This is a genomic window from Actinomadura viridis (assembly GCF_015751755.1).
GTDB classification, from domain to species: Bacteria; Actinomycetota; Actinomycetes; order Streptosporangiales; family Streptosporangiaceae; genus Spirillospora; species Spirillospora viridis.
Genome location: NZ_JADOUA010000001.1, coordinates 7,117,842 through 7,138,282 on the forward strand (window position 1 = coordinate 7,117,842; position 20,441 = coordinate 7,138,282).

General features: G+C 68.2%; 21 protein-coding genes, 1 tRNA gene, 1 other RNA gene and 1 pseudogene. 16 read left to right on the forward strand and 8 right to left on the reverse strand.

All coding sequences use genetic code 11. The features are described 5' to 3' along the window. Window positions 1–3 precede the first annotated feature (3 nt). Together IW256_RS32310 and IW256_RS32315 are read left to right on the forward strand one after the other, a co-directional pair. Window positions 4–519 carry a PH domain-containing protein gene (locus IW256_RS32310; protein WP_197014546.1) on the forward strand — a complete coding sequence of 172 codons (516 nt, stop codon included), beginning with the start codon at window positions 4–6 and terminating at the stop codon, window positions 517–519. Between the two features lie 380 nt (window positions 520–899). After that, window positions 900–2,471 (forward strand): helix-turn-helix domain-containing protein, encoded by a 1,572-nt coding sequence (locus IW256_RS32315; protein ID WP_197014547.1) that lies wholly within the window; start codon window positions 900–902, stop codon window positions 2,469–2,471. A 97-nt stretch (window positions 2,472–2,568) separates the two neighbouring features. Here the strand turns inward: IW256_RS32315 and IW256_RS32320 are convergent, their stop codons facing one another. Both IW256_RS32320 and IW256_RS32325 read right to left on the reverse strand, forming a co-directional pair. Next, the gene (locus IW256_RS32320; RefSeq protein WP_197014548.1) at window positions 2,569–2,868 is read right to left on the reverse strand and encodes a type II toxin-antitoxin system VapB family antitoxin; all 300 of its coding nucleotides are present in this window, start codon (window positions 2,866–2,868) and stop codon (window positions 2,569–2,571) included. Between the two features lie 47 nt (window positions 2,869–2,915). Next, window positions 2,916–4,541, reverse strand: a complete 1,626-nt coding sequence (locus IW256_RS32325) for an SDR family oxidoreductase (protein WP_197014549.1) — start codon at window positions 4,539–4,541, stop codon at window positions 2,916–2,918. A gap of 265 nt (window positions 4,542–4,806) precedes the next feature. Here IW256_RS32325 and IW256_RS32330 point away from each other — a divergent pair, with 265 nt between their 5' ends. Then, window positions 4,807–6,015, forward strand: a complete 1,209-nt coding sequence (locus IW256_RS32330; RefSeq protein WP_197014550.1) for a phospholipase D-like domain-containing protein — start codon at window positions 4,807–4,809, stop codon at window positions 6,013–6,015. 358 nt (window positions 6,016–6,373) lie between these two features. Here the strand turns inward: IW256_RS32330 and IW256_RS32335 are convergent, their stop codons facing one another. After that, window positions 6,374–6,646: a GntR family transcriptional regulator gene (locus tag IW256_RS32335; protein WP_197014551.1), complete on the reverse strand. Its 273-nt coding sequence runs from the start codon at window positions 6,644–6,646 to the stop codon at window positions 6,374–6,376. A 63-nt stretch (window positions 6,647–6,709) separates the two neighbouring features. Between IW256_RS32335 and IW256_RS32340 the strand changes: the two genes are divergently transcribed. The 4 genes and pseudogenes from IW256_RS32340 to IW256_RS32350 all read left to right on the forward strand — a co-directional run bounded on the left by IW256_RS32340 (window position 6,710) and on the right by IW256_RS32350 (window position 8,936). Next, a complete protein-coding gene (locus IW256_RS32340) occupies window positions 6,710–6,940 on the forward strand; it encodes a hypothetical protein (RefSeq protein WP_197014552.1) in 231 nt (76 codons plus the stop codon). Continuing rightward, window positions 6,937–7,455, forward strand: a pseudogene (locus IW256_RS43185) (GntR family transcriptional regulator); the annotation flags it as partial. The gene IW256_RS32340 and the pseudogene IW256_RS43185, both read left to right, overlap by 4 nt. Before the next feature lie 90 nt (window positions 7,456–7,545). Then, window positions 7,546–7,749, forward strand: coding sequence for a hypothetical protein (locus IW256_RS41690; RefSeq protein ID WP_231405832.1), 204 nt, complete (start codon window positions 7,546–7,548; stop codon window positions 7,747–7,749). A 62-nt stretch (window positions 7,750–7,811) separates the two neighbouring features. Further along, complete coding sequence (locus IW256_RS32350; protein WP_197014554.1) at window positions 7,812–8,936, forward strand: hypothetical protein; 1,125 nt, start codon at window positions 7,812–7,814, stop codon at window positions 8,934–8,936. A 78-nt stretch (window positions 8,937–9,014) separates the two neighbouring features. Here the strand turns inward: IW256_RS32350 and IW256_RS43190 are convergent, their stop codons facing one another. The 3 genes from IW256_RS43190 to IW256_RS32365 are packed head-to-tail and all read right to left on the reverse strand — an operon-like array spanning window position 9,015 to window position 11,391. Continuing rightward, window positions 9,015–9,833 carry a phosphotransferase gene (locus IW256_RS43190; RefSeq protein WP_197014555.1) on the reverse strand — a complete coding sequence of 273 codons (819 nt, stop codon included), beginning with the start codon at window positions 9,831–9,833 and terminating at the stop codon, window positions 9,015–9,017. A gap of 5 nt (window positions 9,834–9,838) precedes the next feature. Further along, on the reverse strand, window positions 9,839–10,525 hold the full coding sequence (locus IW256_RS32360) for an HAD family hydrolase (protein ID WP_197014556.1): 687 nt from the start codon (window positions 10,523–10,525) through the stop codon (window positions 9,839–9,841). Beyond that, complete coding sequence (locus tag IW256_RS32365) at window positions 10,522–11,391, reverse strand: winged helix-turn-helix domain-containing protein (protein WP_197014557.1); 870 nt, start codon at window positions 11,389–11,391, stop codon at window positions 10,522–10,524. The genes IW256_RS32360 and IW256_RS32365 overlap by 4 nt, the downstream gene beginning before the upstream one ends. 140 nt (window positions 11,392–11,531) lie before the next feature. Between IW256_RS32365 and IW256_RS32370 the strand changes: the two genes are divergently transcribed. From IW256_RS32370 to IW256_RS32405, 8 genes are all read left to right on the forward strand, one after another. Next, entirely contained in the window at window positions 11,532–11,699 is a 168-nt protein-coding gene (locus IW256_RS32370) for a hypothetical protein (protein WP_197014558.1), read from the forward strand. Window positions 11,700–11,782: 83 nt separating this feature from the next. Further along, on the forward strand, window positions 11,783–12,154 hold the full coding sequence (locus IW256_RS32375) for a WhiB family transcriptional regulator (RefSeq protein WP_197014559.1): 372 nt from the start codon (window positions 11,783–11,785) through the stop codon (window positions 12,152–12,154). 77 nt (window positions 12,155–12,231) lie between these two features. Continuing rightward, window positions 12,232–13,344 (forward strand): DUF2637 domain-containing protein, encoded by a 1,113-nt coding sequence (locus IW256_RS32380; protein WP_197014560.1) that lies wholly within the window; start codon window positions 12,232–12,234, stop codon window positions 13,342–13,344. After that, window positions 13,341–15,548: a cell division protein FtsK gene (locus IW256_RS32385; protein ID WP_197014561.1), complete on the forward strand. Its 2,208-nt coding sequence runs from the start codon at window positions 13,341–13,343 to the stop codon at window positions 15,546–15,548. The genes IW256_RS32380 and IW256_RS32385 overlap by 4 nt, the downstream gene beginning before the upstream one ends. 141 nt (window positions 15,549–15,689) lie before the next feature. Continuing rightward, on the forward strand, window positions 15,690–15,962 hold the full coding sequence (locus IW256_RS32390; protein ID WP_197014562.1) for a hypothetical protein: 273 nt from the start codon (window positions 15,690–15,692) through the stop codon (window positions 15,960–15,962). A 96-nt stretch (window positions 15,963–16,058) separates the two neighbouring features. Next, entirely contained in the window at window positions 16,059–18,041 is a 1,983-nt protein-coding gene (locus tag IW256_RS32395) for a DUF3987 domain-containing protein (RefSeq protein WP_197014563.1), read from the forward strand. 187 nt (window positions 18,042–18,228) lie between these two features. After that, window positions 18,229–18,447 (forward strand): helix-turn-helix domain-containing protein, encoded by a 219-nt coding sequence (locus tag IW256_RS32400; protein WP_197014564.1) that lies wholly within the window; start codon window positions 18,229–18,231, stop codon window positions 18,445–18,447. 12 nt (window positions 18,448–18,459) lie between these two features. Further along, complete coding sequence (locus IW256_RS32405; RefSeq protein ID WP_197014565.1) at window positions 18,460–19,710, forward strand: tyrosine-type recombinase/integrase; 1,251 nt, start codon at window positions 18,460–18,462, stop codon at window positions 19,708–19,710. 88 nt (window positions 19,711–19,798) lie between these two features. Here IW256_RS32405 and IW256_RS32410 read toward each other — a convergent pair. Next, window positions 19,799–19,883: transfer RNA gene (locus IW256_RS32410), tRNA-Ser, on the reverse strand. 10 nt (window positions 19,884–19,893) lie between these two features. After that, on the reverse strand, window positions 19,894–20,250 hold the full coding sequence (locus IW256_RS32415; protein ID WP_197014566.1) for a DUF952 domain-containing protein: 357 nt from the start codon (window positions 20,248–20,250) through the stop codon (window positions 19,894–19,896). A 70-nt stretch (window positions 20,251–20,320) separates the two neighbouring features. On the opposite strand from IW256_RS32415, the gene ffs reads away from it, so the two are divergent. Further along, an RNA gene (gene ffs / locus IW256_RS32420) (signal recognition particle sRNA small type) lies at window positions 20,321–20,416 on the forward strand. The last annotated feature ends 25 nt before the right edge of the window (window positions 20,417–20,441 follow it).

Consider the following 20,441-nt stretch of genomic DNA (forward strand, 5'->3'; position numbering starts at 1 on the left):
GCGATGAGGCTGGTGACTCCCGGCGACTCCGCGCCGGCGTCGGTGAACAAGTACCTGCTCCCCCACGAGAGCCAGGTCATCACGGTGCGGCGGCATCCCGCCGTGCTGATGCTCCCGGTCGGCATGGTGCTCGCCGGGCTGATCATCGCCGGGATCCTGAGCAACACCGTCACCGCCGCCACCGGCTGGATCTGGTGGGGCTGGCTGATCCTGCTCGCGTGGTTCGTCTGGCGGGTCGCCGAGTGGTCGGTGGACTACTTCGTCATCACCAACCAGCGGATGCTGCTGACCACGGGGCTCATCACCCGCAAGGTCGCGATGATGCCGCTGGCCAAGGTCACCGACATGAGCTTCCGCCGGACCATCACCGGCCGGATGCTCGGGTACGGCGAGTTCGTGATGGAGTCGGCCGGTCAGGACCAGGCGCTCGACACGGTCGACTACCTGCCGTACCCGGAGCAGCTCTACCTCGAGGTCTGCGAGATGATCTTCCCGAACAAGAACCCGTCGGACGACTGAGCCCGCGCGTACGCCCGCCCTGCGCCAAGGCGGGCCGCGCCAGGCCGGGCAGGACCAGGCCGGGCCAGGCCGCGCCAGGCCGGGCCGATTCCGGTCGCTGGGCACGGGATTTTCGGCCCCGATGGCGGCCGATTGCGGGCATCGCCGTCGGGGCGCCGCGCGAACGGCTACGGTAAAGGAAGATCCCCTGAGTGCGCGGGTGATCCCGGGGCCGGGACGGCATGCCGTGCCGGCCGTGGCGCGCTGGTGAAGGGCTGGGGCCGGAGCCGACCAGGTGATCTGACGTTGCGCGGCTTCGTTGCTCTCGATGTGGCTTGATCCGCAATGTGCAATCATGTCGGCACCCCAGCCGCCTGATTACTTCCGCTAAGTGAGTCCACATGCCGGGTCCAGGCAACGTCGGCGAACGTGTCCGCAACCTGCGCCTGACCAGACGCTTGTCGCAGGCGCAACTCGCCGGTCACGACCTCTCCGACAGCTATATCTCTCTGATCGAGTCCGGAAAGCGGACGCCGACCCCCACCGTTCTGCGCATGCTGGCCGAACGGCTCGGCTGCACGCCGGAATACCTCGCCGAGGGCGTCGAGCCGGAGCAGCGCGCCCATCTCGAGGTCCGCGAACGGCACGCGCACCTGGCCCTGCTCGGCGGTGACCCGAGCACCGCCGAGCGCGACTTCGACGAGGTCATCGCCCGCAGCGACGACCCCGACCTGACCTCCCGGGCCCGCTGGGGCCGCGCCCGCGCGCTGGAGGAACTGGGCCGTACCGGCGAGGCCATCGCGCTCTTCGAGGAACTGCGCGAGCAGGCCGAACGCGATCCCGGCCGGGCCAGCTGGCTGCCGCCGGTGATCGCGCTGGCCCGCTGCTACCACGCGGTCGGCGATCTGGGCCAGGCGGTCGCCCTGGGAGAACGGGCCCTGACCCGGCTGCGCCACCTCGGGCTCGGGGTGGGCCACGAGTACACCGAGGTCGGGCGGATCCTGCTCCTGGCGTACCTGGATCGGTCCGATCCCGTCCGCGCCCATGCCCTGGGCCGTCGCATGCTGGCGTCGCCGGACGGCGCCGGGGTCGAGCCGGACGAGTCCGGCGACCCGGTCGACGGCTACCGGAAGGCCAGCTCGCGGGCGCTGGGCGAGGGCGCGGTCGGCGACGCCCTGTACCTCGCCGACCAGGCCGTCGCCGTCCACGGCGGGGTGACGTCCACGCTGGCGCGCGCCCGGCTCAACCTGGCGGGCGCCAAGGCGCTGCTGCGGGGCGTCGCGGCCTTCTCGGCCGAGCTGGACCCGTCCGGCCTGCCGCCCGCCCTGCTCGGCGACGGCACCGCGGAGGGCGCCGTGACCGTCGTCAGCACCCCGGGCAACGGCGAGGGCGGCCGTACCATCGGCCTGCTCCCCGGCAGGAGCGCGGGCGCCGGCTGGCAGCGGAGCGAGGCCGCCCGGGTCGCGGCGGCCGAGGAGGCCCTCGAACTGCTGCGGGGCACCGCCGCCCTGGAGGGCTCGGAGAGCACCGACGGCACCATCGAGCGGGCCCGCGCGCTGGTCCTCACCGGCCGGCCCGAGCAGGCGATCGCGATGCTGGAGGAGTTCCTCGACACCGGCATGGCCCTGGCCGCGCCCGCGTCCGACGACCCCGGCCAGGTGACGGGCATGCCGGACGGCGACGCCGCCCGCGTCCGCAAGACCGCCCAGGCCCGCATCGTGCTCGCGCGCGCCCGGCTGGCCCAGCAGGACCCCGCCGCCGCGCTGGTCGTCCTGCGCGCCGCGGTCGGGCACCTCGACCTGCTGCCCTCGGGACGCCTCGTCGCGCAGTTGCTCCGGGAGCTGGGCGAGCTGTTCGAGATCGCCGGTGACACCAAGGGCGCGACCGCCGCCTACCGGCAGGCGCTGGAGGCCGCGGGCCTGCGGCGTCCCACGCCCTCCCAGACCGCCGACTGCGACCTCGGCCGGGTCTGAGACCGGGTCCGAGACCGGGTCCGAGCGCCCGGACGGCACGGAACGCCCGGACGGCACGCGGTTTCCGCCGCGCGCCGTCCGGGCGGTACGGCACCGGTCAGGCGGCGTCCATGTCGTAGACGCGGGCGTGCAGCACGAGGCGCTGGTGCAGCGCGGCGCGGAGCGCGCGGTGCAGGCCGTCCTCCAGGTAGAGGTCGCCCCGCCAGTGGACGACGTGCGGGAACAGGTCGCCGTAGAACGTGGAGTCCTTGGCCAGCAGTGACTGGAGGTCCAGCTCCCGCTTGGTGCTGATGAGCTGGTCCAGCCTGACCTGGCGAGGCGGGATCCTGGCCCAGTCACTGGAGGTCAGGCCATGGTCGGGGTACGGTCGCCCGTCACCCACCGCCTTGAAGATCACCCTCCGAGTCTACGGCGTCGGCCGGAACCGGAGAAGGCTGCGGTACCTCACCGGTGACCGCCCGCCGGACGCCCGGCCGCCCCCGCCCTGCCGGCCGCCCTGCCCGGCGGCCCCTGGAGGGCGCCACGTTCCGGCGCCCTGTCGCGCCGGGCCTGCGTGCTCGCCGCCCGCGCGATGTTGCGCGCCATGCCGCCGAACACCGCCGTGTGGAACGGCGAGATGACCCACCAGTAGGCGTGCCCGGCCAGCCCGTGCGGATGGAACAGCGCCCGTTGCAGATACACCGTCCGCCCGTGCCGGTCATGGCCGACCATCAGCTCCAGCCAGGCCAGCCCCGGCAGCCGCATCTCCGCCCGCAGCCGCAGCAGCCGGCCCGGTTCGATCTCCTCGACCCGCCAGAAGTCGAGCGAGTCCCCGGCCCGCAGGTGCGCCGCGTCCCGCCGCCCGCGGCGCAGGCCCACCCCGCCCACCATCCGGTCGAGCCAGCCCCGTACCGCCCAGGCCAGGGGGAACGAGTACCAGCCGTTCTCGCCGCCGATGCCCTCGACGACCCGCCACAGGTCCTCGGGGCTCGCGTCCACCCGCCGCGCCCGGCGGTCGGTGTAGAGCGTGCCGCCGGACCAGTCGGGGTCGGTCGGCAGCGGATCGCTGGGGGCTCCGGGCACCGACGCCGACGACCAGCGCGTGGTGACGTCGGCCTCGCCGACCCGCTTCAGCGCCAGCGCCACCGCCCGTTCGAAGCTGACCTTGCCGCCCGGCGGGTCGGGGATGTGGTCGGCGATGTCGTTCTCCCGGCAGACCACCTCGTGCCGCAGCGACTCGGTCAGCGGCCGGGCGATCGACGGCGGGACCGGCGTCACCAGCCCCACCCACAGGCTGGACAGGTTGGGCGTGAGCACGGGCACCGGCACGATCAGCCGCCGGGGCAGCCCGGCGACCCAGGCGTAGCGCTGCATCATGTCCCGGTACGACAGCACGTCCGGGCCGCCGATGTCGAAGGCCCGGCTCACGTCCTCCGGCAGCGACGCGCAGCCGACCAGGTAGCGCAGCACGTCCCGGACCGCGATCGGCTGGACGCGGGTGCGCACCCAGCGCGGGGTCACCATCACCGGCAGCCGTTCGGTCAGGTAGCGCAGCATCTCGAACGACGCCGAGCCCGAGCCGATGATGATCGCCGCCCGCAGCACCGCGGTCGGCACCCCGGAGGCGCCCAGGATCCGGCCGACCTCCGCGCGCGAGCGCAGATGGGGGGACAGGTCCCGCTCGTCCACCCCGGCGGGCAGGGGGCCGCCCAGGTAGACGATCCGCCGCACGCCCGCCTCCTTCGCCCGGGCGGCGAAGATCGTGGCCGCGCGCCGGTCGGTCTCCTCGAAGTCCGCCCCGGTGCCCAGCGCGTGCACGAGGTAGTAGGCGACCGCCACGCCCTTCAGCGCCGCCGCGACCGAGTCGGCGTCGGTCAGATCGCCCTGGACGATCTCGACCCGGTCGGCCCAGGGGTGGTCGCGCAGCTTCTCCGGCGTACGGACGAGGCAGCGCACCGCGTACCCGGCGTCCAGCAGCTCGGGCACCAGCCGCCCGCCGATGTAGCCTGAAGCCCCCGTCACCAGGCAGAGCTCGCCGTTCCCCCCGCCTCGCGGTCCGGCCCCCCGGCCGCCGCCGTCTCCGCCGTCCATCAGGCTCCCCCCGAGCTGCACTCCCAGCCCGGCCGCTCCCCGGCCAGGTGGTTACGACGCCCACTATTCCCCTTCAGCGGGTCTTAGACCCGTCCAGCCCCCCGGTGGAAGTTCGCCCGCCCTTGACCTCGCCTTCAGATCATCGTTTTCGGCCACGCTGCCGGAGGGCCCAAGATCAGTGCCGGAACATGGAGCCGGAGCCGTTCGACCGTGGCTCCGGTCACCTGGGCGGTGCCGCGAGCGCCGCCCGACGAAGGAGTGACTCATGCCCAGCAGGTCCCTGCCCGCACTGATCACCGGCGCCGCCCTGACGGCCACGGCGCTCGCCGGGAACGCCACCCCGGCGGCCGCCACGACCACCACGACCACGACCACCGCGACCACGACCTGCGCGGACGCACCGGAGGCGCCGGTCGTCACGGGCGCGGTCTTCGCCGAGCCGGTCGGGGGAGACCCGGCGGCGCTGTACGGGCGGATCTGCGCCCTCGTCCGGCAGACACCCGCGGGCGAACGGATCCGGGTCGCCCAGTTCGTCATGTCCGGCGCGTCGGGCAGGGACTTCGCCGACGAGCTCATCAAGGCCCACCGGCGCGGCGTCCACGTTCAGGTGCTCCTCGACGGCGACACCCGCGGCGCTGCCGTGGCCACCCGGCTGGCCGCTGGCCTGGGAACGGACACCTCGGCCGGCTCCTGGCTCCGGGTGTGCTCCGGCCCGCCCTCCGGCGGCACCGCGGCCTGCATCGGGAACAAGGGCCAGCACAACAAGTTCTACCTGTTCTCCCGCTCCGGCGGCGCTTCCGACGTGGTCGTCCAGTCGTCCGCCAACGTCACCGACCTCAACTCCACCACCTACTGGAACAACGCGGTCACCCTCACCGGCAACCGCCGCCTCTATCAGGCGTACAACGACTACTTCGACGACCTGGAGGCCGAGCGCAAGAACCTCGACTACTACCGCGTCGTCACCACCGGGTCGGCGGGCGGCTCGGTGCGCGCCCACTTCTTCCCCCGCGCCGGCGGCGACCCGATCGTGGAGTACCTCGACAAGGTCTCCTGCCGGGACGGAGCGGCCATCCGGGTGGGCATGTCCGAATGGGACGCCTACCGCGTCGCCATCGCCGGGCGCCTGCGTGACATGGCCGCCCAGGGCTGCTCGGTCAGCGTCGTCCACGGCATCGTCGGGGACGAGGTGAGGCAGGTGCTGCTGTCGTCCCCCGGCATCGAGGTCCGCAAGCTGGACGACGGCGGCGCCCTGCCGGGCCGGATCCACTCCAAGTACCTGCTCATCGAGGGTTCGTACGACGGTGACCCCCACGCCCGGCGGGTCGTCACGGGCAGCCACAACTACAACGAGACCTCACTGCGCCGCAACGACGAGACGCTGCTCGCCCTCAACAACAAGGCCATCTACGCCCAGTACCGCGCGAACTTCGAGACCATGCGCGCCGCCGCCCCCCTGACCACGGCCCCCTAACCCCGTACCGGCAGGCCCCGCAACGGCAGGCCCCGGACCGGCTGAGGCTCAACGCACTGAGGGCGGCACCCTTGCGGGTGCCGCCCTCGACGTGTGTTGCCTGGTCAGGCAAGCGGAGGATAGGAGATTCGAACTCCTGAGGGGTTGCCCCCAACACGCTTTCCAAGTCTGATGATCTCCGTACGGCCAAGATCGCCGACATCCGCCGCCCCAGGTGAGAGGCAGTGGTGGCCGCTGTCGGCAGGCCCCATGAACACGCCTGAACTCGCGTGAACGAACCTCGGAGCGCGAGCAACTGAGACTAGAAGTGAGACTAGAGCCGAGGCCGCATAGGCCATGGTTCTAGCTGTTCAGCGTGTCACCCGCGACGGCGGACGAAGGTGCCCCGGCCACGTAGAACCGTCACCAGGCCACGTTCAACCAAGATCTCAACAGCGCGCTTGATCGTCATCCGGGCGACGCCGTACTCCTCCGCAAGGGCAGGTACCGCCGGAAGGGCGGCGCCCTCCGTCAGGACCCCGTCCTGAATCTGCTTCTCGATGTGATTCGCAATCTGCACATAGCGGTACTCGGTGGGGTCCCAATCGATCGGGTACGCAAGCTCGTCTGCCACATAGATCAACGTAGACATGCGCTGACCTGCATAAACACCTGGGGCTTACTATAGATGTCTACAGCGACCTATAGTGTTCTCATGGAGGCGACACGGGTACCTGCGGTCACCGGATGGTCGATCACCAGCGACGGTAAGAACTACACGGCGACCAAAGATCGTGAACTGTCCGACTATCAACGGCGGTGGGGCGCGCTGGCCGAGGTCCAGGCCCGGACCGTTGGCGAGTTGTGGGTCCTGTGCGACGCACAGACCCGTCTGGCCGAGCGCCTTGCCCTAGCCGAGGCTCAGCGCGCCGTGAGGCCGTCATGAAGGCGCGAGTGGAGCAGGGAGGGCGCGACTGGCGCCCCGCCTACATCCGAGCCGCTGAGGACCTCCGTGACCGGATCCTCGGCGGGGAGTTCCCCGCTGGATCGACGATCCAGAGCGAGCCCGTGTTGGCGGACCGTTACGGCATATCAAGGAAGAGCATCCGGAAGGCCCTCCAGCAACTCCGCGACTGGGGACTCGTCGAGACTCAGCAGGGCTCAGGCACCTACGTCCTTCCTCAGGCCGAGCCTGGCGCGCCCATGAGCGCCGGCACGCCTCGCACGTCTCCGAGCATCGGCGACTATCTCAGTGGGTTGGACTCCCAAGACTCGATGTCGCCATCGAGACAAATTGCGAATCAAGTGAGATCAGCGATTCGCTCAGGGCGGCTACCGCCAGGAACCAAGCTGCCCTCTCAGAAGCAACTTACCGAGAGATATGGGGTTGCGAGGGAGACCGTAAAAGCCGCGTTGCGGCAACTCGCGGCGGAAGGTCTCATCGTCAGTCGCCAAGGAAGCGGCTCCTTCATATGTCCACGCGATCGCGCTGAGAACGGTTCACATCCGATCACCGTCGACCAGGGGGCGGCAAGGGCGTTCAAAGCAGCGATGGACAGTCTCGACCAGGTTCATGGACAGGCGGTCTCCGCAATCTGGACGATGCGAGAGCGTCAGCAGGCTTCCGAATGTTCAGCAGAACTGATCGCCAAGCTTCGTGAGCTGGCGGAAGTGGCGGCCAATCTTCAAAACGAGGCAGTCACGAGAATCGTGGAGCGCGAAGAAACGCCACATGCGAAGGGGGATGACTTCTAGTGCTCGAAGGAAAGGCCGTACATGCGCAAGTCTGGTCAACGTTCACCAGGTAGGGCGATCCCATGTGGGTCTGGTACGAAATCCCCGTGATGGATCTTCGGTCTATCAGGGAGCAGGCGCAGCCCAATGCCGCCACGTGGGGCGATGAGACCGAGATTCGAGAGGGTGAAATGAAGCGACGCGAAGTGCTTTCGGGGGTCGCACTGGTTGGGCTGATGCCCGCCATCAACAAGGGAGGCAACTTGGAGCACAGGCCAAACATCGCCATGACGCGGGACGGACTCGAAATCTCCGACTATGGAGCGCGCCTCTTCCAGAACTGGGCGGTCGCTGCTACGCATGGTCAGTCCACGCGTGCTCTGCTCGGAGACGTACACGCTGACTTTCTCGTCACTCGGTCCCTCACCCTCCGCGCCAACGGCCGGTCCCGGCAGCAGGAGGGATATCGCGTCATGGCGTGGCAAGGGGTCCTCCTGACGACGCTCTACACGAGACTCGGCGATATCAGGCAGGCCCGTCAGTCGGCGAACGTCGCACGAGAGTTCGGCTACCAGTGCGGCGACCGCGCAGCAGTGGCAAGCGCCTACGATCGCGAATCAATCGCCGAGATATGGTACGGCGCGCCAGAACTCGGCGTGCAGGCGGCAACGCGCGGCATCAGGGCCATACAGAACGAGACGGCCACGCATTACAGGCCAATCCTCGCCGGACTGAACTCTCAAGCCATGGTGCATTACGCGAGATCTCCCGAGTATCTGGAACTGTCGCAGCAGTACGAACGACGGGTACTTGACTGGCAACAGCGAATGCCGGAGACGCGGAGACCGAATGCGTTCGACCTCACGCCATCCCAGATGTACAACTCACTCGCAATAGCGCACGCCTTCCGACAGCAGACGGACGCAAGTGAACTCTTCGCGACCGGCTTCCGGGCAACCGGTTATGCAGCCCAAGAGCGGGTGGTGTTCCGGAAGCTTCTGCGGCTCAACCAGGCATGGGCGGAGGCGCCCCGCAATCCACGGGGGGCGATCGAAATCGCCTCTGACGTGATGCGCTCGTTCGGCAGGAACGAGGCGCCACCTGATCCCATCTATAGGGATCGAGCTACGCGAACCATCCATGCGGTCCCGGATTCTGTACCACCAGAGTGGACGGCTGAACTTCGAATTCTCGTTGGTCGGCCGTAGCCATAGAGAGCGACGCCGATTCTGTCGGTGCAGCAATAACTAGACCTCGCCCCATCGGGGTGAGGTCTAGTTGTACTACTAAACGCGGGCTGCGTCCGCGACAGCTAGCCACGACTGGGCCCGCTCGGCGTCGACTCCCACAAGGCGTGCCAGAGTCGCCGCACGGGCTGAGGGCCGTTCATCACCAGCGGTCTTCCAGGCAGCAACCGCGACGTCATAGCAGACGTCGCCGCTGACGCCCCGAGGATCGATCAGGAAGAGCTGATCAGAGGGTCCGAGGAGGATGTTCTTTGAGGATGCGTCACCGTGGCAGAGCATATTGGGTGCGTCGGCCTCCAGGCCCTCAAGGATTGCGGCGCCCTGTCTGCGTTCACTTGACGACGCTTGGCTACGCCCTGGAGCAAGGTCGCTCAGGTTCTCGTCATGTAGACGGGAACGCAACCAGTCGCCGAGAGTCGGCAACTGGTCATTCGCTGCCTTTTGATCACGCATCTTTTGGAAGACGGGTGCCAAGCGTTCAAGGGAGATCGCTTTACCGTCTAGTTGGTCGCCGGGGAAGATGCGCCCTGCTACAGTCCACACGCTCACTGATGTACGAATGACTTCGTATATGTGTGGGCCTATACCCAGATGGGATAGCGAGCGTGAGACCTCTGCCTGCATCATTCCAAGGGGGTCAGGCGTGGATCTCATCACCAACTCTGCATGATCTGTGGCTACTTCGACCACAAAGCCATAGCGAGCGTCGAAGGCTCGCACAGGACGCGCCTTGTAGCGGTGACAGATTGTCTCCAGTTCGTCAGGCGCGTTCTCTTGCCATGCTTGAGCCAGATCGGGCCAACGTCTCGATACCGCTTCCCTGACTCCGGCAGGAATCTCGATCCTTCTCGTCGCCATCTTCGCTACACCCTCAGGTCAGCGACGACGGTCGCCAGAGGTTCCATGCTTTGAACGACCAAGTCGGCGCCGGCGTCAGAGAGTTCCGTGATCCTGGTCGTGCGTTTGGCGTAGCCGATACAAGCCACACCCGCCTTCTTGGCCGCCTGCATGTCTGTCGGAGAGTCCCCAACGAGCAGGCATGTGGTTGCTGCTCGCCCCGCCATCTCGGCTCCTTTGAGCACGAGATACGCGTCCGGCTTCATCAGGTCGGGCCGACCTTCCACGCGAGCCGAGATCCCCGTAATGGAGGTACCGAGAGCGTGGCGGGCAAGGTAGATCCGCACCGCTTCTGCGGAGTTGTTGGTCACGATGACCACTGGAAGGTCTAGCGCCGCTGCTGATCGAACAGTCTCCACAGCCCCCGCAGTCGGCTCCGCCAGACGTGCCGCCGCTATCTCAGACTCCCTTTGTATCTGTTCGACTGCCTGTAGCAGATGTGGGGCCGCGGCACCGGTCCAGCTGAGGAACGCCAAAGGATCGCTTTCCGACATCATCGTTTCCGGTAGCGACACTTCCTGGCTGAGCAGGAAGCCGCGAATCCTCTGGGCGATCTCGTGTGCCGGGAGACCGGAGAACAGCCGACAGACGGGCCCATCAAAGTCGAGCAGGATAGCTTGCGTTGTCTGTACGAGCGTCCTGAGCGCCGTCACGGCTTGTACTCACGCGCGATCGTCCCCCACAGCGCGTCGAACCAAGCCTGTGACTCCCTTACGAACTGGGGTGCGCTCGATGTCTCGCTGTCATCGCTGACTGAGAAGTGGAAGAGGGTGGCATCTTTACCCAGGAGATCGAAGATGTCGACCTGATCGCCGTTCAAGCGGATGGTGTGTTGCTTCACTGGGTAGAGGCCATAAAAGATCTCTTCCGAGTTGAGGATGTACAACTTGAACGAGGGGGTCAGTTCGTGAACGCGAACCTCAGCGCTGGCCGACTTGATGAGTCCTAGGTCTACGAGTTCATGAACGGCGTCCACGATCCCGTCAACAGCGCGACTCGTGATGCGCTCTGCCCGTTGCTTGATTGCCTCTTCTGCGGTGTCCGTCCCGACTCGGCGCGGCAATGCCATGGCGGCAGACGTGTCGCACATCAGGATGCGGATCTTTAGTGATTCCGGCGTAAGACGTCCCGCGCGAATCTTGTCGAGCACCTCTATGAGGGTGTTGTGCAGGGTCTCGCCTGAGAAGCCCGCGAAGTCGATGGAGACATGAGGGCGCTCGAAGGCCGCTTCAATGTGGGGCCGTAGGCCGATGGGGCGCTCCGTCTGAGCGCGCACGTACGACCCGCTCCCCTGCCTGCTGACGATCAGACGCTCGGCTTGCAACGTCCTCAGCGCGGCCTTGATGGTCTCGCGGGCGACCCCGTACCGGCTCGCCAGCTCGGGCTGAGAGGGGAGCTTCTCTCCCGGCTTGAGCTTGCGGGTGAGGATCGCCGCTCGAAGCTTGGTCGCGATCTGCTGCGAGGGCGTCCGTGGGTCGTCCGGGTCCAGGTCACCGAGGTACTCGCTGGCCACATTCATGCCCTCCAGCGTACGGGCTGGCTAGCCAAGCTAGAAGAATCTTGGCCGAACCCGTTGACATGACTAGCCAAGCTGGTCATGATCGTGCCTCAAGAGACCTGACTAGCCAAGTTGGTCAGGCCACCTCCAGGAGGTCACGCATGTTCCCGCAGCCCAAGAAGTACGGCCGGTACGTCGCCCTCGCGATCTTCCTGCTCTTCGCCTACAAGAACCCGACCGCCGCCGCCCACATGGTCGAGCAGGCCGGGGGCGTCCTGGTGAACATGGCCGACGCCGCCGGGAAGTTCGCCGCCGCCCTCCAGGCGTAGCCCTCTCCCTCGCTCCGGCTCACAGCCACCAGCACGAAGCCGGACCTCTCCCCGACCGATCACGGGACCCCGAAGGAGCCCCCATGACGATCCACCCGAGCAAGCTCTCGTTCGTAGCGCGCAAGCGATACGGACTGGCGACTGCCGAATGCGCCTTTGACCCCGAACTGCACACGGGCCCGACCGACAAGAACGAGGGCCAGGAGGAGAAGGCCGCACGACTCGCCGTCGCTGCTGAGGTGTGCTTGGCCTGCCCCGTGATGACCCAGTGCCTTGATCGCGCCATCACCGGCCGCCCGGAGCCGGGCGTGTGGGGTGCCTTCGAAGCCGAGGCCCTGGGCGCCCTGTTCGTTGGCGCCCTGGACGTCCCCGCCCGTACCGGTCGCGTGACCGTCCCGAGCAGCGGCTACAGGGCTACGACCATGGCGCACCGTGCGCGCAGCGGTGGTGCCTGATGGCCGAGCCGTTCGCCGGACGACGGCGTGATCAGATGTCCCCGCCGCCCTCGTTCGGTCGCGCTGACAGCGGTGGCATGAGCCCCCGGCCGCTGTCGAGCCAGGAGTTCACCGCCGTCGCCGTGGTGGCCGCCCTGGTCGTGGTGCTGGCCGTGATCGGCTTCGTGAACAGCTTCACCGCTGTCGCCGAGGCTGCACGTCCCTCGTTCGGGGTGTTCGCGTGGACGTTGCCCATCGGCATCGACCTCGGCATCGCGATCTTCGCTGCCCTGGACATCGTCCTCGCGCGGCTCAACATGCGCATCTGGTGGTTGAGGCTGTTCCCCTGGGCCCTCACCGCTGCGACCGTCTACCTGAATGTCGCGGGGGAGACCTCCGCGTTCGGTGCGGTCGCGCACGCCATCCTCCCCTGCCTGTGGGTCGTGGCCGTTGAGGTCGGAGCTCACGTGATCCGGATCCGGGCGGGTATCGAGTCCGGGACGCGCATGGACCGGATCCGGGCCTCGCGCTGGCTCCTGGCTCCGTTCCGGACGGTCGTCCTGTGGCGCCGGATGGTCCTGTGGGAGATGCGTTCCTACCGGGACGCTCTCGACCGGGAGCGCGCCCGGCTCCTCATTCTGACCGAGCTACAAGACACCTACGGTGCCCTCGCGTGGCGGTGGAAGGCACCGCGACGGACGCGCGCCCTGTACCGGCTCGGTGAACTCGCTCCGGCCGAGCCGGACCAGGGGGGCGACGAGGATGAGGCGCCCACCATCACGGTTCGTCCGGACGACGGGCCGGAGCCCGACGACCGTCCGGCCATCGCCCCTGGACCGTCCGGACCGTCCGGAGCGCCTGGACTGCCGTCCGCGTCCTCGTCCGATGCCCAAGAGACACCTCGTCCAGCGGACGGACGGACGTCCAAGCGCGGACGGGCCACGACCCGAGGCCGCAACGGCAAGCGGACGGCGCCGGACGTCGATGACCTGATGCCGCTGGGGTGGCGCATCACCACCGAGCTTGAGTCTCGCGGTCTGCCGCTCAACCGGGACACGCTCGCCGCCGCTCTTCGCGAGGCCGACCAGAGCGTCAGCAACGAGCGCGCCGGCGTGCTCCTGGCGCGCCTCAAGGCCGAGGCCCCTGCCGATCCGACCAGGAAAGACACCGCTTCCGTACCCCGTTCCTCCGAGGGAGACGACGCGCGATGACCTACTCCAAGCCCATGGCCGACGTGATTAAACTCCCCACCCGCCTCGGCGATGAGCCTGCCCCTGACTCGCCCGCCCCTTCCGGCGAGGCGACGAACGGTCCGGCCTCGTTCGTGCCGTCCGCAGCGGACGGACGGCACGAGGCGGACGGGCCGGACCGTCCGGACGAGGGCGACGCTCTTGAGGGAACGGTCCTCGTCGATCAGCCCGACCGCCGTCCGTCCAGCGTGCGGACGAGGATCGTCGCGGGGACGGCTGCGCAGCGCCGTCCGATCATCCCGCCGTGGCTCCGCGACCGCCAGGAGGCGAAGGCCCTCGTCCGCTGGTCGGTGAACTATGCCGGACACGTCACCGGCTATCACGCGGTCCGCATTCCGGCCTACGCCCTGACGCTCGCCGGACGTTCACCGCGTGGCCTGTGGCGCCTGGTCTCGGGCACCTGGCGATGGGTGAACGACACCGAAGCGCTTCCCCTGCGGCTTCACGCGGTGGACGGCAAGGACGCCGATACCTACCTCCGGCTTCTGCGGGAACGGGACGACCGCGTTCGTTGGCGTCGCCTGGTCGCCCTCGGTGGCCTCTGCGGCGGAAGCGTGGCCGCTGGCGCGGTGGCCGCCGCCGGGGGAGTCACTCAGACGACCGTCGCCGTCGCCTTGGTCGCCGTTCTGGGATGGCTTGGAACGCCCAAGGACAAGCCCCTCATCGGCCCGGCCGTCGTCTCGACCAAGGCGCCCAAGCTCACGAGCGAGATCATCATCCGGGCGCTTGGAGCCCTCGGTATCGCCGAGATCAACAAGGCCCTCGGCAAGGGCGGGGACGGCATCACCTTCCCCTCGCCGATCACCCGTGACGGTCCTGGGTGGCGTGCCGACGTCGATCTCCCATACGGCGTCACGGTCACCGACATCATGGAACGTCGCGAGCGTCTCGCCTCCGGCCTCCGGCGCCCGGTGGGGTGCGTATGGCCTGAGCCTGCCCACGACCATCACGCCGGGCGCCTCGTCCTGTGGGTGGGCGACCAGGACATGAGCCGGGTCAAGCCTGCGGCTTGGCCGCTGGCGAAGTCGGGACGTGCCGACGTGTTCAAGCCCATCCCGTTCGGTACCGACCAGCGTGGACGGCTTGTCACGGGCACCCTGATGTTCGCCAACTGGCTTATCGGTGCGATGCCCCGGATGGGCAAGACCTTCTCCATCAAGCCGCTGCTGTTGGCCGCTGGCCTGGACGTGACGGCCGAGAACCTGGTCTACGAACTCAAGGGCACCGGTGACCTGTCGTTCGCCGAGAAGTACGCCCATCGGTACGGCTCCGGGCCCGACGACGCGACCATCGCGGCGTGCCTGGACGGCCTCCGGTACGTCCATAAGGACCTTGAGCGGCGCGCGAAGGTGCTCTCGTCCCTGCCCAAGGACATCTGCCCCGAGAACAAGGTCACGCCGGAGATCGCCGCACGTCGCTCCCTCGGGCTTCACCCGCTGGGCCTGTTCATCGACGAGTGCCAGGAACTGTTCGCCCACGCCGAGCATGGCAAGGAGGCCGCGGAACTGGCTACCGCGATCATCAAGCGTGGTCCAGCGATGGGCGTCTTCCTCGTCCTCGCGACCCAGCGTCCGGACAAGGACTCGCTTCCGACCGGAGTCTCGGCGAACGTCGGTATCCGGTACTGCCTGCGGGTCATGGGCCAGGTCGAGAACGACATGGTCCTCGGTACCTCGGCCTACCGGAACGGGATCCGGGCGACCACCTTCACCCGCCGGGACCTGGGCATCGGGTACCTGGTCGGTGAGGCCGACGATCCGCAGATCACCCGCTCGTTCTACATCGACGGTCCGACCAGCGACCGCATCGCCGATCGCGCCCGAGCCCTCCGCAAGGCCGCCGGAGCCCTCGCCGGTCACGCGGCCGGTGAGGAGGTCACCCCCTCTGAGTCCGAAATCTCGGTCCTTGAGGACGTCGTCGCCGTGATCGGTGCCGACGAAGACAAGATCTGGTCGGAGACGATCCTCCGGCGCCTCGCCGAGCTGCGCCCGAGCCTCTACGGACCCTGGACGCCTGCCCAGCTTGCCGATGCGCTCAAGCCCTACGGGATCACGACACAGCAGGTATGGGGACAGCACGAAACCGGCAAGGGTGCGAACCGGCGCGGCATCGTTCGCGAGCACGTCGTGAACGCCCTTGACGTGACCCGCGCCCGCTCTCGGTAGCCGCCCCGATCGCCGCTAGGTCTAGCGGCGCCACCCGCTAGACCTAGCGGCCCTGCTAGCGGCCTATTCGACCTCTGACCAGCACTCAAGCGCCTAGCGCCCGACCTGCCGCAACCCCTCGAAGCGCTCCAGGAGGCACGCATGTCCCTTTTCCTCGCCACTGCTAACGACTCCGGGCCCAGCTTCGGCGCGTGGCTCCTGCTCGCCGTGGTGTTCGGCGGTAGCTACCTCGTCCACTGCCTCATCTGGCCGTTTCGGGCCTGCTCGAAATGCGGCGGCGGCGGGCGCTTCCGCTCCTCCTCCGGCCGTGCGTGGCGGTACTGCGACAAGTGCGGCGGACGCGCCGCCGAGGTCCGACCCGGCCGCCGCCTGGTGACCTACCTGACCAAGACCCGCCATCGCGGCGACCGCTGACCGACAGCCAAAGCGGCCTCGGTGCCACAGCCACCAAGCACGAGCACCGAGGCCGCACCCCCGACCGATCACTTAACCGATGGAGGTCCTCCCATCATGACGCCCCCGCTCCACCTGGTCGAGAACGACGAGCCCGCCGCGACCGGCCTCGCCGAGTTCGTCCGGCCGCTCCCCCACAACATCGATGCCGAGCAACACGTCCTCGGCGCCGTCATGCTCGCCCCGCCCGCCCTCGGTGAGGCTCGCTCGCTCCTGGACGGCTCCGAGTTCTACCGCCCGGCCCACAGCCTGATCTGGGAGACGATCGTCGGCCTCGCCGACCGGGGCGCACCGTACGAACCGGTCGCCGTCGGGGCGGCGATCAACCCGCGCGACCTCGCCAAGATCGGCGGTGCCCCCTACCTTCACACGCTCATCAGCGGCGTGCCCACGGCCGCGAACGTCACCTACTACGCCCACCTCGTACGCGAACTCGCCTACGCACGCCACGTCATCACCGCCGGAACCCGCCTCATGCAACTCGGCTACGGCGCCACCGGAGACGACACCGCGAGCCTTCGGACCGCCGTCGCCGCCGAGATGGCCACCATCGCCGCCGAAGCCGCCAAAGGATGGCCCGACCCCGCTCCGCTGACGGCCGCCCCTGAACTGCCCCCGTTCCCGCTGAGCGCGTTCCCGGACTGGCTCGGCGCCTATGCCGCCGGTCTGGCCGAGGTCACCCAGACTCCGCCCGACCTCGCCGGAAGCCTCGCCCTCGCCGTCCTGGGCGTCGCCGCCGGCGGCAAGGTCTGGGCCGAGGCAACGACCTGGACCGAGCCGACCAACCTCTTCACCCTGGTCGTTCTGCCGCCCGGCAACCGCAAGTCCGAGGTCTACAAGCACATGACGGCCCCGATCCGCGAGGCCGAGAGGATCCTCGTCGAGCAGGCCCGGCCGCTCATCGCCGAGGCCGCCATCGCCCGTCGAGTCGCCGAGGCACGTGCTGAGAAGACGGAGAAGGCCGCCGCCGCAGCAACGGACGCCACCCAGCAAGGCGCCGCTCTGGACGAGGCCGCCGTCGCACGCTTGGCCCTGGACGAGATCACCGTCCCCGCCGAACCGTGCCTGTTCTCCGATGACGCGACCGTGGAACGGCTGACGACCCACCTCGCCGAACAGGACGGCCGTTTCGCGATCCTGTCGCCCGAGGGAGAGATCTTCTCTATCGCCGCCGGGCGCTACTCCGGCGCCCCGAACTTCGCCGTCCTCAAGGCCGGTCACGCGGGCGAGGAAATGCGCATCGACCGGATGGGGCGCCCGTCCGAACGCATCGATGCCGCGACCGTCACCCTCGGAATCTGCACTCAGCCGGGCGTCCTTGCCCGCCTCGGCGAGACGCCCCAGTTCCACGAACAGGGCCTACTTGGACGCCTCCTCTACTCCGTCCCCAAGTCCCTCCTCGGCTTCCGCAAGTCCGACCCCGCCCCGATCCCCGAGGCCGTCCGTACCGCCTACACCTCCAACGTCACCGCTCTCATCCTTACGCTGGACGCGCTCCCCGAGCCGATCACCCTCGGCTTCGAGCCGGACGCCGAGACCGCCATCCGCGCCCTTCTGGACGACACCGAAACCCGCTTCCGCCCCGACACTGGCGACCTTGCCCACATGACCGACTGGGGCGGCAAGTACGTCGGCGCCGTCGTCCGCATCGCCGCCCTGCTCCACCTCGCCGAGCACTTCCGTACCGGCTGGAACCGCCCTATCAGCCTCGGCACGCTCCTCGACGCCCACGAGGTCGGTGAGTACTTTACCGTCCACGCCCAAGCCGCCTATGACGCCATCGGCGCAGACCCCGCCGTCGCCGACGCACGCGCCCTCCTGGACTGGATCGAGCGCACCGGCACCACACAGTTCGGCGCCCGTGACGTCCTGTCCTCGCTCCGCCGCTTCAAGAAGGTCACCGACCTAGACCCCGCTCTTCGCGTCCTGGAGTCGCACGGCTGGATCCGCCGCCTCCCCGCCGCGCCCAAGACCGGCCGAGGCCGCAAAGCGGGGCCCGTCTACGAGACCCACCCCAACGCAACCGAGGGCACCCGATGACCGCGCCCGTCAGCGGCGCAGCACGTCAGCAGAAACCAGCACAAAGGAATCTGCTGAATTCCGCTGACGTGCTTCACCGCTTCCGCGCTCCGCCAGACGCTCCCTTGCCACACGCGGATTGATCGGCGCACAGCCCCCGCACGGCGCCGACCTGGACCCACCGTCACGAATCACATCAGGAGAGCCTGTGACCACGAGGACCAGCGCAGAACCGGACCTGCTCCTGACCGTTGAGGAGGCCGCCCGTCGCCTCAAGATCGGCCGGACGCTGATGTACAGCCTCATCGCCTCTGGCGAGGTCGAGACCGTGACCATCGGCCGACTCCGTCGCGTCCCTACCGAATGCCTCACTGCATACGTGTCCCATCTGCTCGCCCGCAGCCAGCCCGAGTCCATCCCCGCTTGAGAGGAGTCCGCCATGGGACGCAACGTCAACGGACGATCCACGATCTACCTCGGCAAGGACGGCTACTGGCACGGCCGCGTCACTGTCGGCGTGAAGGATGACGGTAAGCCGGACCGTCGTCACGTCATGGCCAAGACCAAGGCCCTCGTCACGGAGAAGGTGCGGAACCTCGAAGCTCTACGGGATGCGAGGCGCGTACCCAAGGCCGGTCAGCGTTGGACGGTCGAGAAGTGGTTGACGCACTGGATCGACAACATCGCCGTCCCGCCGCGCGTCTCCGAGAACACGCACGCCGGTTATCGCGTTGACGTGGAGAAACACCTCATTCCAGGGCTCGGCGCTCACCGCCTGGACAACCTCGCCCCCGAACACGCCGAGAAGCTGTACGCGAAGATGCAGGCGAAGGGCCTTGCCGCCGGTACCGCTCACCACGTACATCGGACCCTCCGGAACGCGCTCAACGAGGCCGAACGGCGAGGCATGATCTCTCGCAACCCCGTGCTCTTGGCCAAGGCCCCGAAGCTGACCGAGGAGGAGCCCGAGCCCTACGACCTGGAGGAGATCAAGCGACTCCTGAAGGTCGCGGGGGAGCAGCCGCGAAACGGCGCACGCTGGGTCGTCGCGCTCGCCCTTGGTCTCCGCCAGGGCGAGGCCCTCGGCCTCAAGTGGGAAGACGTCAACTTCGAGACGGGCATGATTCGTGTCCGACGTGGCCGCCTCCGCCCGAAGTACGCCCACGGCTGTGGAGAGCCGCCATGTGGGCGCAAAGCTGGCTATTGCCCGAAGAAGCGGGAGACCCGCCCCGAGACCGGCGACACCAAGTCGAAGGCCGGACGACGCATGATCGGCCTTCCACTCCCGCTTGTGGAGTTGCTCAAGCAGCACAAGCGCCAACAGGACGCGGAACGTGAGGAGGCTCGCCAACTCTGGCACGAGGGCGGGTACGTCTTCACCAAGCCGGACGGTCGTCCGCTCAACCCGAACACGGACTACAGGGAATGGAAGGCCCTCCTAGAGACGGCGGGCCTCCGAGAGTCACGCCTGCATGACGCCCGGCACACCGCTGCCACCGTCCTTCTGATTCTCGGTGTGCCTACGGCCACGGCGATGGCGATCATGGGTTGGTCGAGTGCCTCGATGGCGAAGCGCTACCAACACATGGTCGATGCCATCCGGAGTGACGTAGCGGGCAAAGTCGCCGGTCTCCTCTGGGAGACGGCCGAGCCGGTGACGGACGACGAGGAGAGTGAGGCGCGGCCCTAGAGGCCAACTGAGACTAGGACTGAGACTAAGCACTGAGGGCGGCACCCTGGGGGTGCCGCCCTCGACGTGTGTTGCCTGGTCAGGCAAGCGGAGGATAGGAGATTCGAACTCCTGAGGGGTTGCCCCCAACACGCTTTCCAAGCGTGCGCCCTAGGCCACTAGGCGAATCCTCCGCAGGAGAGCCTACCGGTTTCCGGGCACTGAACGGACATCAATAACCGCGGAGATCGGAATCGGGCCGTAGACATGGGGGAAGACCTCGTCGCCGGCGGGCTCGTAGCGGACCGGGGCGTCCAGGCGGGCGGCGTCGATGACCAGCAGGACCAGGCCGGCGCGGTCGACGCCCGCGTAGAAGCGGGACAGGACGCCCTCCACCTGGGCGAGGTCGGAGGAGCAGTGGACGAAACCCTCGTCGTCGAGGGTCCGGCCGAGGGTGGACATGGTGTACGACACACCCGTGTCGCGGGCCGATTCCCAGTGATGGCGTTCGGCGATGTGGAGGAGCTTCTCCTGCGGAGTCGGCGCGTGGGGGGCGGGCATGGGGCCGGAGCCTACGCGAACGGTCTGGGCGAGCGTGCATATCCGCCGCCCCGTATGCCATAGACTCTGGGGAGACCCCTCGCATGGCGTCACCCTGTGAACCTCCCCAGGGCCGGAAGGCAGCAAGGATAAGCAGGCTCTGGCGGGTGTGCGGGGGGTCCTTTGATTTCTGACGCTCTGCTTCTCGAGGA

What these genes read in the sequence shown, in the direction of transcription:
- IW256_RS32365 (WP_197014557.1), bottom strand. Translation starts at nt 11,391, where the DNA reads ATGAATGTGGCCAGCGAGTACCTCGGTGACCTGGACCCGGACGACCCA.
- IW256_RS41690 (WP_231405832.1), top strand. Translation starts at nt 7,546, where the DNA reads ATGGACAGTCTCGACCAGGTTCATGGACAGGCGGTCTCCGCAATCTGG.
- IW256_RS32310 (WP_197014546.1), top strand. Translation starts at nt 4, where the DNA reads ATGAGGCTGGTGACTCCCGGCGACTCCGCGCCGGCGTCGGTGAACAAG.
- IW256_RS32330 (WP_197014550.1), top strand. Translation starts at nt 4,807, where the DNA reads ATGCCCAGCAGGTCCCTGCCCGCACTGATCACCGGCGCCGCCCTGACG.
- IW256_RS32335 (WP_197014551.1), bottom strand. Translation starts at nt 6,646, where the DNA reads ATGTCTACGTTGATCTATGTGGCAGACGAGCTTGCGTACCCGATCGAT.
- IW256_RS32350 (WP_197014554.1), top strand. Translation starts at nt 7,812, where the DNA reads ATGTGGGTCTGGTACGAAATCCCCGTGATGGATCTTCGGTCTATCAGG.
- IW256_RS32385 (WP_197014561.1), top strand. Translation starts at nt 13,341, where the DNA reads ATGACCTACTCCAAGCCCATGGCCGACGTGATTAAACTCCCCACCCGC.
- IW256_RS32395 (WP_197014563.1), top strand. Translation starts at nt 16,059, where the DNA reads ATGACGCCCCCGCTCCACCTGGTCGAGAACGACGAGCCCGCCGCGACC.
- IW256_RS32390 (WP_197014562.1), top strand. Translation starts at nt 15,690, where the DNA reads ATGTCCCTTTTCCTCGCCACTGCTAACGACTCCGGGCCCAGCTTCGGC.
- IW256_RS32370 (WP_197014558.1), top strand. Translation starts at nt 11,532, where the DNA reads ATGTTCCCGCAGCCCAAGAAGTACGGCCGGTACGTCGCCCTCGCGATC.
- IW256_RS32340 (WP_197014552.1), top strand. Translation starts at nt 6,710, where the DNA reads ATGGAGGCGACACGGGTACCTGCGGTCACCGGATGGTCGATCACCAGC.
- IW256_RS32325 (WP_197014549.1), bottom strand. Translation starts at nt 4,541, where the DNA reads ATGGACGGCGGAGACGGCGGCGGCCGGGGGGCCGGACCGCGAGGCGGG.
- IW256_RS32315 (WP_197014547.1), top strand. Translation starts at nt 900, where the DNA reads ATGCCGGGTCCAGGCAACGTCGGCGAACGTGTCCGCAACCTGCGCCTG.
- IW256_RS32415 (WP_197014566.1), bottom strand. Translation starts at nt 20,250, where the DNA reads ATGCCCGCCCCCCACGCGCCGACTCCGCAGGAGAAGCTCCTCCACATC.
- IW256_RS32380 (WP_197014560.1), top strand. Translation starts at nt 12,232, where the DNA reads ATGAGCCCCCGGCCGCTGTCGAGCCAGGAGTTCACCGCCGTCGCCGTG.
- IW256_RS43190 (WP_197014555.1), bottom strand. Translation starts at nt 9,833, where the DNA reads ATGGCGACGAGAAGGATCGAGATTCCTGCCGGAGTCAGGGAAGCGGTA.
- IW256_RS32375 (WP_197014559.1), top strand. Translation starts at nt 11,783, where the DNA reads ATGACGATCCACCCGAGCAAGCTCTCGTTCGTAGCGCGCAAGCGATAC.
- IW256_RS32405 (WP_197014565.1), top strand. Translation starts at nt 18,460, where the DNA reads ATGGGACGCAACGTCAACGGACGATCCACGATCTACCTCGGCAAGGAC.